This window comes from uncultured Flavobacterium sp. (assembly GCF_963922255.1).
Lineage (GTDB): Bacteria > Bacteroidota > Bacteroidia > Flavobacteriales > Flavobacteriaceae > Flavobacterium.
This window is the reverse complement of the sequence record NZ_CAWUIC010000026.1, coordinates 1-14,466: the sequence shown is the minus strand read 5'-3', so window position 1 is coordinate 14,466 and position 14,466 is coordinate 1. Positions and strand designations below refer to the sequence as shown.

Sequence of the window (14,466 nt, the reverse complement as noted above, 5' to 3'; positions counted from 1 at the left end):
AACAACGGTTCTCGATACAATTCCGATTAGCATCGGAACCACTCGAACTGACGGTAGATGATAACGTTTGGTTTTTTAAATGAACATATAACAACCTTTCCACAAACAGAATAACTTACAACTTACAACTTACAACCACCAACTACCTTCTAACACCCTTCCCAACCAACTTAACTCCTTTTACAACCAAAAAGACCAAAACAGCACCCACAGCCCCAGCAATAAATTCTCCAACAATAGCTGGCAATCCTTCCACTATATGATGCACAAATTCAATATTATGCACAAAAATGCCACCCGCTACTAAAATTAAAGCAATAGTACCTATAAAAGCAAGCCCTTTAATAATCAATGGTAGCGTTTTAATCAACAAATTACCAATAAATTGAGAAACACTACTTTTTCTTTTAGTCAGCACAAAACCCAAATCATCCATACGCACTATTAAGGCTACCACACCATAAACACCTACAGTGGCAAGAAAAGCAATAAAAGTAACTACTAGTATTTGGGTCGTGATTGTTTTTTCCAAAACCGTACCCAAGGCTATAATGATTATCTCTACCGATAAGATAAAATCCGTTACGATAGCGTCTTTTATTTTGGTTTTTTCTTGTGCTACCAATTCCTCTGGAGATAAGTCAACTCCTTCTGTCAGACTAACAGTTTTAGGATGAGGAACAAAGTATTCATATATTTTTTCTGCCGCTTCATACGCTAGATAAACAGCACCCAAGATAAGCACTGCCGTAATTACCCATGGCACATAATAACTCAACAAAAAAGCAAGCGGTAAAATAATAAGTTTATTAAGAAATGACCCTTTTGTAATTGCCCACAAAACAGGTATCTCTCTAGAAGATACAAAGCCTGATGCCTTTTCAGCATTGACTGCTAAATCATCCCCTAAGATTCCAGCTGTTTTTTTTGTTGCCACTTTACTCATTACAACCACATCATCCATTAATGCTGCGATATCATCTAATAATGCAAATATTCCTGAAGCCATTTTTTATATCAATTTTTATTATTTATTATTTTTTCTAATACAATCTTGTGATGCTTTATTCGATTCTGCCTCTTTTTCACCACAGATTCGCAGATTTTAATCGCAAAGATAGTAAAGGTTTACGCAAAGATAGCGAAGTGGCTTCACCACAATCTTGTCATCCCGACGTAGGAGGGAACCCACTCGGAACTCCACAAACCAACTTTACCCACAATCTTTTCATGCTGAACTCGATTCAGCATCTCAACACATACTTGTAATGAAGTAAGAATCTCTTTTGCCACAGATTACACAGATTAGCACAGATTTTCTTTTCCACAATCTTGTCACGCTGATCGCAGTCGAAGGGCACAAATCACTTCTACTATAAAATTCATTTCCAGTACAACGGTTCTCGATTAGCTTCGCACAATTCGGCATAGCCTCGGGTCAATTATGTTCCATTGCATTCCACAAAACCACTCGAACTGACGCTATTGGATAACGTTTATCTTTAAAAGCGCAATCCTCTTCATCTCCGTCACTTCGAGTGTCCCGATTCATCGGGAAGTATCGAGAAGTCGTGAACTAAAAACGAAGCTATGTTATCCTATCTAGAGCAAAGCGACTAAACACCCACAAACTAAATCTATGTTTCTATGTGGTAAAATAACTACACACAAACCACTTCCACAATCAAAATCATTTCCATAACAACGGTTCTCGATACAATTTTGTTCCATTGCATTCCACAAAACCACTCGAACTGACGGTGTGAGATTGCAATTGTCCATATATTAACTAATCACCTTCCTTTTCGTCACTTCGAGTGATTTTTAAGCATGAAAACGTTAGTTTTTATTCTTAAAAATAGTATCGAGAAGTCGTGAACTGAAAATAAAACTATGTTATCCTATCCTATCCAAAGCAAAGCAACTAAATAACCACAAACAAAATCTATGTTCCTATGTGGTTAAAAAAACTACCCACAAACCACTTCCACCATCTTGTCATCCCGACGTAGGAGGGAACCCACTAGCAACTCCACAAACCACTTCCACAATCATAATCATTTCCATATCAACGGTTCTCGATACAATTTTGTTCCATTGCATTCCACAAAACCACTCGAACTGACGTTAAGAATTACAATCTTACTTATAACAACGAATCATCTTACTTTACGTCACTATGAGTGTCCCGATTCATCGTGAACTAAAAACGAAGCTATGTTATCCTATCTAGAGCAAAGCGACTCAACACCCACAAACAAAATCTATGTTCCTATGTGGTTAAAAAACTATCCATAAGCAACTCCCCAAACCATTTTCACAAACTGAGCAACCATCAACTCTTTACCCACAATTAATCATCCTCCCCATCAAAATCAAAATCATCCCAATTTATAGGATCATCATAAGCATCAGGGTCTGGAGCAATTGCCCCTGGTGGATTAAACAATTCCCATTCGTCCCATATGTAGTTACTTCGGTCAAAATTAGCTACCCATTCTATAAAAAGAAGCCTAAATTCATCTATTTCCTTACGAATTAAAGTGACATATTCTTTATCTTTAAACGAATCTTCAAAACGTAAACTGCCCACTTGCACATATAAATGCATAGCATAATCCCTAATGATAGCAGCGTTTTGCATTCTAATACTGTACAAGTCTCCACCTTCTGCACCCGCAATTTTCGCACATATGATGCTAATATCATCTCGCATCATATATTTCGTGGCATTCAAATAGTCATTTTCTTCGTCAATAGTTTCTAACAAACTAGTAACTAATTTAAAAATTTGTTCCGCTTTTTGATAAATAGGTAAATTTTTTAATTTGTCAGGCATAGATTATCATTTTGTTAAGAAAACAAATTTATATAATTTTAAAAGAATATATGATTTAATTTTTACTAGCGAAAGAAGTAACCTCAAACTCAACAATTAACTCTCAATTTTTAACTTCCACAAACTAAGCAACCATCAACTTATAACGAACCTATGTTATCCTATCCCAAGCAAAGCAACTAAATAACCACTAACAAAATCTATGTTCCTATGTGGTTAAAAAAACTACCCACAAACCAACTTTATCCACAATCTTGTCATGCTGAACTCGATTCAGCATCTCAACACGTAGTTGTAATTAAGTAAGAATCTCTTTTGCCACAGATTACACAGATTAGCACAGATTTTCTTTTCCACAACCTTGTCACCCTGAGCCTGTCGAAGGGCAAAAACCACAACAACATAATAAACTTAGTGCAACTTAGTGCAACTTAGTGCCAAACTTAGCCAAACATTGTGCAACTAACTCCTCCAACTCCCTCAAATCCATATTCACACTACTAGGAATAAAATCCTTGTCATTAGCAGCAATAATCAACCTACCTAACTTTTCCTCTTCAAAACCTATTTGCTCTATTTCAAACACTAATTCCTCATAAGTAATCTCTTGCTGATTGCCTTTAAAATAATGATAATCCACATAATAACTTACGGTAGTTTCCCCAATAGTGATAACCTCTTTCCCATACGTATTCCAAAGAAACAACCGCACAAAATAAAAACCAACCAAAGAACAAAGACCCAACCCAATAAGAAACCCAAAATGAAAAGCCCCACCATCCAAGAAATTAAAAACCATACCCATTATGGGCAAAGCCACCATAGCAAAAGCCAAGAACAACAAAAAACCACGACCTATAGGTGGTGATTTTTTGACATACAATTCTAGTGTATTGTTGTGTAGGGTGTGTCTTTGTGTTGGTTTCAATTATTTATTATTTAATCATTACTACCTAAAAAGTAAATAGGATGAAGAGGTAATAAATTTTTCTGTTCATCATCCATCTTAGGATAATATTCTTGCCATAAAGTAGTAAATCGATTAAAATCTATTAATTCGATATGCTCTCTTGATTCTCTAGCTTCTTTGACAGCAGGTTTAGAAAAACTGCCTGATGTAACAAAGATTCCTACATCAGTATTTCGTTTTAGAGTACCTGCTAATTTTTGTACTTCATCAGAAGAAACTGAATCGTTTGGTCTGTGTTTAACTTGAACAATAATTCTTGGTTGTCTAGTTCCTAATGGGTCAGTATAAGCAATAATGTCAATACCTCCATCTGGTCCACGTTGTGCCACATCAGAAATATGGTACCCCATTGCCTTTAATAAACCGGCAACTAAATCTTGAAATTCATATGGATTTTTACTAACTATAAATTTTCTTATGCCATTAAATGCTTCATCTTCATATTGATTTAACAAAGATTGTTGTACCTGATCACTATCATCTTCTGTAAAATTCTCTATATCTCCTTCAATGGTTTCCTTTTTTCGTTTACCATCCCATTCTCTATATAATTTTGTTGCTGTTGTTAGTAATTTTTCGGCTCCGAGTTTTATAGCCTTTTCTCCTTCATCCGTTAAAATCCATATACCTTTATTTTTTCTCAAAAAGCCAGCTTTCATACAGTCGATTGTATAAAAATGCATTATAGATTCCCAACGAATATAGCCTGTTCGTTCAAAACGATGACTTTCATATTCATCAAATGTTACAGTAGCTCTTATTTTGTCAACTACATCTCTTCCTCTCATTTCTCCACCTGCTTCTTTTAATATCTTAAAAGCCGCAAAAATCGTTTTTTCTGCTATTTGTTGTGATTTTGATTTTGACATTTTAAACTTAGTATTTAATATTTAGTTTCAATTAAGTGTTGCTTTACGGAATATTTTTGCATTTGAATTTTAATTCGTTTAACTATTTAATCTTTGTTTAATTTCTCCCCATTCGAACATTATTTTTCCATTATCATTCTTTTCTCCTAATATTTCTAATGGTTTTTTGTAAAAATTAGCTAAAGGAAGCGGACAGCTTTTTATAACACAATATTTTTTAAGGTAATTTGGTGTGTCTAGCCAAGGTTTTCCTAAAACCGATACTGAATTATAAAACAATAGTAATTGCTCATGAGCTGAGAGTTGTGAACGGATAGAAGCAATATAGTTATATTTACTTTCATAATCGAAAATATCCTTATCAGCATCATCAACAAACTTTACCATTTGAAAAAGGTGTCTTACATAATGGCTTAATTTTGACATTTGTCCGTTACAAGGCATATATCTAATATCCAGTGTATAGTTTGAATTTAAATCAATTATAACATCAATTGGCCTACCAATTCTACTTTGATTTCTCCATAAAAGTTGGTAAAGTTTAACATATTCCTCTACAGAATTAAAAAAACCTTCATATTGGTCGCCTAATAAATCTTTAACAATCAGAGATGAATTTTTTCCTACTCCAAAGAAAAAAATAAAGTAAGAAACATTATATATTACTTCATCATCAATATTTTCTTGAAGGTTCAATGTTTTATAAAAATTTTCGTAATAACTATTTACTAAATGATATGTAAATTTTAACTCATTAAACATAGAGATGAATGATTTCCTCCCAACCAAAGAACTTCCAATAGTAACTTCATTAACATTATCTCTATGTATCTGTAGCATCTCATAAAATTTATTTTCAAATCGTTCAATCTTCAAATCTGTTTTTTGTTGTTCATTTGCTTTAAATTGAACCCAAAAAGCTAAAAATGTCAAAATTGTGGCAGGTATGGCAATTATAGGATTTAATAAGCCTCCTACTAAATCACCCAAAGAACCTAAATATTGTAAATTTTCGTTTTCGTCATAATAAGGATTTTCAATATAATAATTCAGAACATATAACCCGTAACAAGTTATAACAGCAAAAAAATAATGGTAATAAGTATTTTCCAATCATATATTTTTCTTTTCATTTTAAAAAGATAATTATCTACTATATAATTTATAAGTTTAAAGAATGTATAAATTGATGATACAATACAAACTAATATTAAAAAATTTATCATATTATATAATTTTCAATAATTTTTAAATTATGTAGATGTTATAAAGGTTCAGCACTTCCCCAATTTCTATTAGGAAAAACATCTTTATTAGTAGTAAAAGATATTGTTTCTTTATTTTTATGTGTACTATAAATTTTACAATAAGGTAAATTCTTTTTTATGCAGCTTATTACAGCTTTTCTTGGATGCTTTTTATTACCTTCAGCAGAAATTAAAAACATTTCTGGATTAAACTTACCAATCCAATTTGTACTAATATTTCTTCTACTTCCGTGATGAGGTAATTGAACAAAATATAGATTTTCCGTATTAAATCCATTTTTTTCCATTTCATCAAAAGACTCTACTCCAGCATCACTCGTTAATAAGTATCTATTATTCTTACTATCTACTAATTCAATAACTGTCGCAGATAGATTTTCAGGTGATGCGTCATTTTTTTCATCAACAGTTTTACAAGGAATTAAAGATTCTGATATTTCATCAATATCTGTTGATGACATGGAAAAATCAACTTTTTTAAGAAAATCAATATTAGTAAACTGTTGAACTTTATTAGTGTAAAAATCCCTTGTCGGAGAAACAATTTTAATTTCGTTATAGTTAAAAACATCAGATAAAGCTTCGCGTTTTTCAATATTGTATTTAATACATAAATCATTTAATTCTTGTACTTTTTGAAAAGATTTATAAAGATGATCTATATCTGTGTCTTCATTTTTTAATGCCGATTTTTTAATATTTTCTTTTAACTCTTCAGAAATAAATTTTACAGGATCATTATAAATACCCCAAGCCATTTCGTTTCCAATCTGTTTTACTATCTCTATTAAACCATTAATATGATCTGCATGTGGATGACTATTAATAAAAGCAATTGTTTTTTTATTGTACAAATATGGTTTTATCCATTTTTTATAATGCTCAACTATTTTAATTCCAAATTCTTTATTTCCACCATCTAGAAAGAAAACAAAATCTTCTTCGTGTGGATTTCTTCCCCAAATAACAATTCCATCCCCATCACCCACATATACAAAATCAATTACAAAATCCATATGTTAATTATTAGCGTCAATTCGTTTAGTTATATAATTCGTTTGTTTTCGGTATGCAAATAAATATATTAATGCAACAACTATAAGTAATAAATATTGTTGAATGCTTTCAGATAAGCCAAAACAATTTAAGTTTAGGTAGTAAAATATTTTAGAAAAGATTATCAATAAAATAGTAGTAAATAATACTCTAAACTTATTATTTGTTTCCACCAATAAATCAAGTTTATTATCTTTTTGGCTTGCCTTTAGAAAAAATTTATAATCTCGAAATGAAACGAATTTAATTTTTTTCAAAAATGGTTCTACTGTTATTGAAGATATTCTGCTAATTGTCAATCCTATAAAATAAAATAAAAAAATATTTAATAATATATTGTCATGTGAAATCTTATATTTAGTAAAATGGTTTAATAATACAACGAATAATATTCCAGGCAAAAGATTGTTAAAAAGGTTGTAAGACGATAGTTTATTTAAAAAATCACTCATATTTATTTTAATTTAATTTTTTTTTATTACTTAATTATCAATTAAAATTTCAGTTCCTAAATCCCCTCAACAATTTTTAATTCCTCCTCGCTCAACCCATACAAAGCATTTACCATAATACATACCTTGTGCGGCAAAAAACTAGTATTTACTTCTTGGTTAGCTTTTTTTTAAGAGATAAATTTTTGTCAATTAATTTTTCTCTTTCTGTATTTTATCTCTTTTAAGTTGATGTTTTATAAATAATTGACTTAAAGAATCATTGATAGACTTTTTTAATTCCTCATCTTTTATTTTATCAATTTCATTTATGTAAAAATTATAACATTCCGTTATTTCTTCTTTGTTTAATTCTATAAGTTGAATTGTTTTATCATTCGTATGTTCTAATTTTGATAGATTATTAACTAAATATTCTGCATCATTTGAAAGTTTTTCTGATCTTTCTAATAAATTATTTACAGTTTTACTTTTATTATCATAAGCTAGTTTAATGTTATCTTCTTTAAGTTTAACATATTTTTCAATTTCATCTATTTTAATAATTGTAAATATTCTGTCGTAATAATTTAATAAATTATTTTGTTTTTTTATTTGAAAGTGTTGAATAATAAAAACTATTAACACTATTAAAATATATGCTATGTTTATCCAGTCAGTAATTTCCATATTATTTTTATTATATTAATATTTTTTTAACTCCCCTCAACAATCTCAATCTCCTCCTCACTCAACCCATACAACGCATAAACCATAACATCTATCTCACGCTCCAAAACACTAGTATCTGCCTCTGGATTTTCTTTTTTGAGGGCTAAGATTTGGTCGACATTGTTTGAAATTATTATTTTATCCTTATTTTCAATATGTTCAGGAATAGGAAAAGGTTCTAAATATGCAGTTTTAAAATAAAAATATCCACCACTATATTCTGAACTTGTATTCTTTATAAAAAACCACATTAATTTTGAATTTAACAAACCTAATAATAAAGTAAAACTGTATCCTTTTAAACCTTTTATCATATATCCACCTGCATCTGCATAAAATGATTCAGTATTTAAACAAAAACTAGGTTTGTTTTGTAATTGAGGAGTAATAATATAATCTGATTCAAATAGTGATATTTCTCTGGAACGATGTAAAGAATACCAAAAAACAGAATTCATTTTATACTTTATTTTTTTATTTATTAATTCATCTTTAAATTGAAATAAATAATTATAAATTAAAGGATATTTTGATTTTAACTCATCCTCATCAATATTATTAGTTTTATCATTTACTTCTTTATGTGGATAAATAATATAGGCATCACTTTTCAATGGTTGATATCTTTGAATATTTTTACCCTTTAAGATAGGCTTTAATAAATCTATTTCTAATTTTACTTCTTTCTTTAATCTTTGTGAAAATCCATAGATATAATCATTCTCTACTCTAACATTTAATAAAATAAAAATATCATCACCATTAGAAATTAATCCTTGATAGATTCCTTCGGTTATATCTTTTAAATACTTTCCAGTATCTATTTTATTTAAAAGATCTAATGTACTTTCTTTTTTTAAATTCCAATTTTCTATACTTAACTTAGATAATTCAATATTTTCAAAAGTCAAATCATTATTAACACTATGTGGTTTTATTTGATTGTATTTTAAATATGTATTCTTTTGTTTAGTAATTGTAAAAATACAAGTATATGTTGAAGCGTCTTCAAAAACAATTTCTGAACCAAAATGTATTAATGTATTTAATGAATTATTATTTAGTAAATATTCTCTAACACCATAACCAAAATCAGCAATTAAAAACTTATGAGGTAGAATATAACTACTAATTCCATTTTTTTTCAATAATTCAAATGACTTTTCAATGAACAAAACATAAATATCATATTTTCCAGTTGCAGTTTTATATCTTGTATTATAAAAATCAGAATATGAACTTATACCCTGTAATCGTATATAAGGAGGATTCCCAATCACCACATCAAATCCCGCAAAATCTCCTTTGTCATCTAACACTTCAGGAAACTCAAAACGCCACTCAAAAGCATTTTCATATATTTTGTTGCTTTTTATTTCTTCTATTTGTGTTTCTAGGTTTTTTACTTCGTCTGCTAATTTGTTTACTCGTTTGTTAAACTCGGCTTTTTCTTTTTTGCCTAATTCAAACAAACCTACTTGTTGGGTATAATTAAATAATTCTCCTTTTTTCTTTTCTAAACTTATTTTTTTAGGATCATTGGTTGCAATTTCACTTCTAAAGTTTCCTTTTATATCGTCAATTAAACGCTCCATTTCACGTTTCTGCTCTTTATTTTCGGCATTTCTATAGGTAGCAACAGCTAATTTGTAGCTGCTTATGTTCCATTTGCTTTGCTTCAAAGCTTTCTTTATATCTGTATCTAAATCAAAACGAGAAATTAAGGAGTTTCCACATTTAATGTTAATGTCGATGTTTGGTAAAGTTTCTAACTCATTATTTTCTTTATAAAAAGCATTTTTTAGCAACTCAATCCATAAACGCAAACGACAAATCTTTACAGAGTTAGGGTTGATATCTACCCCAAATAAACAGTTTTCAATAAGGGTTTCTTTTTCTCTAAAAAGCGTTTCTTGTATACGTTGGCTTTCTTTGTTGCTTGGGTTATAGGTAAACGGTATGTTATCATCATCAGTAATCATTAATTCATCATTAACAATTTCTATGTTGTAATTCTTTAATCGCTTTCCTTCAAAATCAAGTAAAATGTCTAAATCATGCTTAATTACAATCAATTCATTAAGAGCAGAAACCAAAAAGTGTCCAGAACCAACGGCTGGGTCACAAATTTTAAGACTGTTTACAATGCTATTGGCTTCTTTTTTATCGTCAATTTTATTGTATAAATCGGTAAAGTTTTCGCAATTCCAATTATTAACTTCGTTGAACTTTTGTACTACAGCTCTTCTAATGGTTTCTTTACACATATACATGGTAATGAAACCTGGTGTAAAGAACGAACCATCTTTGTAACCGTTTATTTTTTCAAAAATCAATCCTAAAACCGAAGCGTTAATCAAGGTTTTGTTATCTTCTTGTATATCCTCACTACCTTCACTTGCAAAATCATAAGCATCTAAAAACGAGAAGAAATAGTCTAAAGCATTTTTTTGACCCGTAACTTTTTTGCCTTGTTTGTCTTTAATAACGGTTGAAGACAATAAAGGCAATGCAATTTCATCTTCTAAATTAGAAATGAAAAGCGTATCGTGTTCCAAATCGGTTGGCTCAAACAACGAACTGTTTAAATACGGAACTTTTTCGTAGTCTTTTTTGACACGTTCTATTCTTTCCTCAGGTTTTTTAGCCAAAACTTGAAAAAAAAGTGCATTTAAATTATCATAATCATGTAAGAGTTGATTGTTTAAAAACGAATACGTTTTATCTCCTTTGTGATAAGAAATTAATTGTGCTTCTAGTAACTTTAAGAATAGAATTCTATTTACCCAAGTAATGGAAAGTTCTAAGGCAACATTAAACAAACGTTCTTCTTTAGTATCACCATAAATTTTGGGATTGGGCAATCTAGCAATTTTATCTAAAGAATCTAATTGCGTAATGGCATTTTCTAAAAGTGAACCAGCATTTCTGTTTTCTTTTTTGGGTCTTTGAATTAGCTTTTTGCCTCCTTCTTTAGTTTCAGTTAATCCAATAATGTGCAATAACTCGCTGTAAAAGTTTTTATCTAAACTGTTACTGTCATTAGCAAAAGAAAGTTTTAGTAAATGTTCTGGAGAAAGTAATTTGAATAAAGCCACTAACGATTTATCGTCTTCTTTATCATCATTACGCAAAGGTTTATCGTATTTTCTAAAATCGAAATACGTAAACTCAATACTATCTTTTATAGTTTCAATAAAAGGTTTAGCAATATCTTTATAAAAGAAATCAGTTTTAATACCAGATAACTGTTTAGCTTCAAATTCTTCAAATTGTTTTACAAAAGCTTTGTTTTGAGCAAAAAGTTTATCAAATACTTGACCATCAAAAACAAACCATTCATAAATATTAGTAACGACTACATGTTTAATTTCAAGGTTTTTATGGGTAATTCGCTCTCGCAAAAAATACAAGACTAATTCTTGCAAAGCTTTTCCGTTAAGGTTGTCTACCGAAATCATTTCCGATTTATTGGTCGGACTTTTAGCTTCAATAATAACACCAACAGTAGATTTAGCCTCTTTTCCGTTGTGAATTACCAAATCGTTTCTCCCTTTAGTATTCACAAAATGATTAGGAGAATAATAAGTATTCTTAAGAAAATCAGAAACTAAATTTTTATGAAACTCTTCCGATTCCTTATCATTACAACTGTCTAAAACCTGAATAAGATTTCTCTTGAAAGATTCAATTTGAGTTCGGTTGGGTTTTATTTTAAGAAAGGCTTTGTTTAATGCTTTTCTGGGTTGTAAATATGGTTTACTCATTTCTAAAATTTATTGTATTCAAACCTACCATTTTTTCTCCAAAATACCAATAGGAAAAACACTGATTTTTGTAGGAAATCAATTAGTATTCAAAAAGTAAAAGTAAACAAAGGGGTTGGGAGTTTTTTACGGTTTCCCGTAATGGAGTTGTAATTTATAAGTTTACAGTTATAAGTTTGTTGGTTTGTGAGTACTGTATTGTGGAGTTTCTGGTGGGTTCCCTCATAGTCGGGATGACAAGATTGTGTTTAGGTGGTTTTGGAGTTTGGAGTTTGGAATTTTGAGTTTCTAGTGAGTTCCTTCCGTTGTCGGGATGACAATATTATGGGGGTATTGGTTTGTGGTTTTGGAAATCCTGAAACATAAAAATCCCAAGTCTATTAAAAACTTGGGATATTTTTTTTCAAACTATTACTATTATCTTAACTCACTTAACCTTAAGTCAAGACAACAGTGCCTAAATACTGGCTAGTACCTGCCATGGCATCATCTGCGGTTACAAACGTAGCCCAAACATGTACCGTTAAACCTGCTGTGTAAGCGGGTAAATCCAATACAGCTGCTGTAGCACTTCGAGGAGCTAAATTGAGGCTATACCACGTATTATTAGAGGTTTCTTCATAGACTACTACTACCATTTTATCGGTAGGAGCTGCATTGCCTTCTGTACTGTTGTTTGTCCAGTTTAAATCAATGCTTTGTCCCGTTCCAGCAGCAAGAGTCGCTCCCTCTAAGGCCTGTAATTCCCCTCGAGCAATTAAAATCTTGCTGTAGTCCCAGACCCAATCGGGATCATTGAAAACCAAAGCTTCCTTCATTAAGTACGACATGGCCAAATTTCTTCGGGTTTTGATTCCCGAATTGGTTCCAAAATACATTTTAACGACCGGATTAATAGGCGTTAAAAAAGAAGTTGCCATGGCAAACTTATCACGTTGTTCCAACTGACTAGCCGTTGGGATGCGATTGGTTTTTTTTGGTAAACTACGCATTACGTCTTTGCCTCTCCAAGAAGCTCCTACTACTGGGCCAACTTTGCCCGAAAATGCACCTAAAATGCCTTTATTATATGTACCCATTTTTTCTATTTTTTTAATGGATTAAACAATATGTGTTTTGTTCTTCAGATGCGCATCATCATTAACAAGACAAATGTATAGTAGAAACCATACAAAAACAAGTTAACATATTGATATGAAGTAAATTACACAATTTTGATGCCTATTGATATCAATTACTAAGTTTTGCTAAAATTTGGGTTTTAATAAGTGTAGATGACTTTAAAAGAGCGTAAAGTACTCAGCTTGACAACCAACAACTAACAATGAAGAACTTTTACTTGTTTTGACGTGTTTTGACGGGTATTGACTGGTAAAGATGGCAATAGAACAGTAATGGTTGCTATTGGCTACCAATGACTTGGAAAGCTGTATTTTGAGGGGTTTGCTCTACTTTTATGGGGGTTTGGTTCGTAATTGGTTCGTAGTTGGTTCGTATGCGTTTGCTTAAAATAGGAGTGTTTGCGAATGAAGTACGAATGAGTTACGAATGAAAGGTGAATGATGGGTAATGGGTAATGGGTAATAGGTGATAGGTAATAGGTGATGGGTGATGGAGATAATGGGGGACTTGGAAAAGGGAAAGAGGGACTTGATTGAGTAATGCTATGCAGTTGTGTTGCAAAACTAAGATATTGTTATGCAAAGAAGATTCAAGCTTAAGTAGGAGTATAAAAGCTTATAACAGGTGACTGTTTATGATTTTTTTGGAAAGAGATTTGGTAAAAAAGCTTTCGGGGTAGAGGTATTTTTTACCTAATTTGGTATAGGGAATGAGTTCGTTCTTTCGGTAACGAGCTAAGGTACTATCACTGATATTAAATTTGGTTTTAACATCATAGCTATCCAACCATTTTTCAGATTGCACGGCTTGTTGAAGATTTTGAACGGTTTGTTCTAATTCATTAATCTTGGCTTGTAAAAATTCTTTTTTTGCTTTCATTACTTCTTCCTTTTTTTCTTTTTCTGAAATACTCTCTATTTTTCATAATTTTAGATTTAATTGATTAAATATATTTATTGGTACTACAAATTTGGAAAAAGTAAATGAAAAATAAAAGTGAAAGTTATTAACAAAAAAAACAGGTTTTAAACAACTATTTTTTTGTTAAAATGTGAATAATTTAAAAATTTAACAAATCCTTGTATAATAAGGGTTTAAGAGTAGTAAAATACATTTTTAATAAGAAAAAATTTAAAGCTTTTTTTTTATCAACAAAATAGTGGTTAATAACTTCTTTTTCAGGTATTTGTTTTTTAAAGTTGTTTTCAAGTTGCTGACTTGAAGTTGTTGTTTTAATGAAGTTTCTAATTGGCGCTTTCTGTTGTCTGTTATCTGTTGGCTGTTATCTGTTGTCTGTTTCTTTGTTTGTGGAGTACCATTTTCTATTGACGACTTCTCGATACTATTTTTAAAAAGTAAAACTGTCGTTTTGCTTTCTAAAAATCACTCGAAGTGACGTAAAAGAAGGAGTT

At 30.6% G+C, this 14,466-nt stretch carries 10 protein-coding genes; all 10 read right to left on the bottom strand.

Translation table 11 applies throughout. The annotated features are described in order from the left end of the window. Positions 1–142: 142 nt before the first annotated feature. Entirely contained in the window at positions 143–1,009 is an 867-nt protein-coding gene (locus AABJ49_RS13685; protein WP_338378851.1) for a DUF808 domain-containing protein, read from the bottom strand. 1,344 nt (positions 1,010–2,353) lie between these two features. Beyond that, entirely contained in the window at positions 2,354–2,839 is a 486-nt protein-coding gene (locus AABJ49_RS13680) for a hypothetical protein (protein ID WP_338378850.1), read from the bottom strand. A 421-nt stretch (positions 2,840–3,260) separates the two neighbouring features. Further along, on the bottom strand, positions 3,261–3,767 hold the full coding sequence (locus AABJ49_RS13675; protein WP_338378849.1) for a hypothetical protein: 507 nt from the start codon (positions 3,765–3,767) through the stop codon (positions 3,261–3,263). Positions 3,768–3,778: 11 nt separating this feature from the next. Continuing rightward, positions 3,779–4,678 carry a restriction endonuclease gene (locus AABJ49_RS13670; RefSeq protein ID WP_338378848.1) on the bottom strand — a complete coding sequence of 300 codons (900 nt, stop codon included), beginning with the start codon at positions 4,676–4,678 and terminating at the stop codon, positions 3,779–3,781. Between the two features lie 78 nt (positions 4,679–4,756). Beyond that, a complete protein-coding gene (locus tag AABJ49_RS13665) occupies positions 4,757–5,791 on the bottom strand; it encodes a putative phage abortive infection protein (RefSeq protein ID WP_338378847.1) in 1,035 nt (344 codons plus the stop codon). A gap of 151 nt (positions 5,792–5,942) precedes the next feature. Next, complete coding sequence (locus AABJ49_RS13660; protein ID WP_338378846.1) at positions 5,943–6,962, bottom strand: hypothetical protein; 1,020 nt, start codon at positions 6,960–6,962, stop codon at positions 5,943–5,945. Between the two features lie 684 nt (positions 6,963–7,646). Then, the gene (locus AABJ49_RS13655) at positions 7,647–8,123 is read right to left on the bottom strand and encodes a hypothetical protein (protein ID WP_338378845.1); all 477 of its coding nucleotides are present in this window, start codon (positions 8,121–8,123) and stop codon (positions 7,647–7,649) included. 26 nt (positions 8,124–8,149) lie between these two features. Further along, positions 8,150–11,932 carry an Eco57I restriction-modification methylase domain-containing protein gene (locus AABJ49_RS13650; RefSeq protein ID WP_338378844.1) on the bottom strand — a complete coding sequence of 1,261 codons (3,783 nt, stop codon included), beginning with the start codon at positions 11,930–11,932 and terminating at the stop codon, positions 8,150–8,152. 437 nt (positions 11,933–12,369) lie between these two features. After that, positions 12,370–13,011, bottom strand: coding sequence for a DUF6266 family protein (locus AABJ49_RS13645; protein WP_338378843.1), 642 nt, complete (start codon positions 13,009–13,011; stop codon positions 12,370–12,372). A 658-nt stretch (positions 13,012–13,669) separates the two neighbouring features. After that, the gene (locus AABJ49_RS13640) at positions 13,670–13,933 is read right to left on the bottom strand and encodes a hypothetical protein (RefSeq protein WP_338378842.1); all 264 of its coding nucleotides are present in this window, start codon (positions 13,931–13,933) and stop codon (positions 13,670–13,672) included. Between the last annotated feature and the right edge of the window lie 533 nt (positions 13,934–14,466).

Excerpts from the sequence above, each read along its gene's own strand:
- AABJ49_RS13670 (WP_338378848.1), bottom strand. The coding sequence starts at position 4,678 with ATGTCAAAATCAAAATCACAACAAATAGCAGAAAAAACGATTTTTGCG.
- AABJ49_RS13645 (WP_338378843.1), bottom strand. The coding sequence starts at position 13,011 with ATGGGTACATATAATAAAGGCATTTTAGGTGCATTTTCGGGCAAAGTT.
- AABJ49_RS13655 (WP_338378845.1), bottom strand. The coding sequence starts at position 8,123 with ATGGAAATTACTGACTGGATAAACATAGCATATATTTTAATAGTGTTA.
- AABJ49_RS13650 (WP_338378844.1), bottom strand. The coding sequence starts at position 11,932 with ATGAGTAAACCATATTTACAACCCAGAAAAGCATTAAACAAAGCCTTT.
- AABJ49_RS13640 (WP_338378842.1), bottom strand. The coding sequence starts at position 13,933 with ATGAAAGCAAAAAAAGAATTTTTACAAGCCAAGATTAATGAATTAGAA.
- AABJ49_RS13660 (WP_338378846.1), bottom strand. The coding sequence starts at position 6,962 with ATGGATTTTGTAATTGATTTTGTATATGTGGGTGATGGGGATGGAATT.
- AABJ49_RS13685 (WP_338378851.1), bottom strand. The coding sequence starts at position 1,009 with ATGGCTTCAGGAATATTTGCATTATTAGATGATATCGCAGCATTAATG.
- AABJ49_RS13680 (WP_338378850.1), bottom strand. The coding sequence starts at position 2,839 with ATGCCTGACAAATTAAAAAATTTACCTATTTATCAAAAAGCGGAACAA.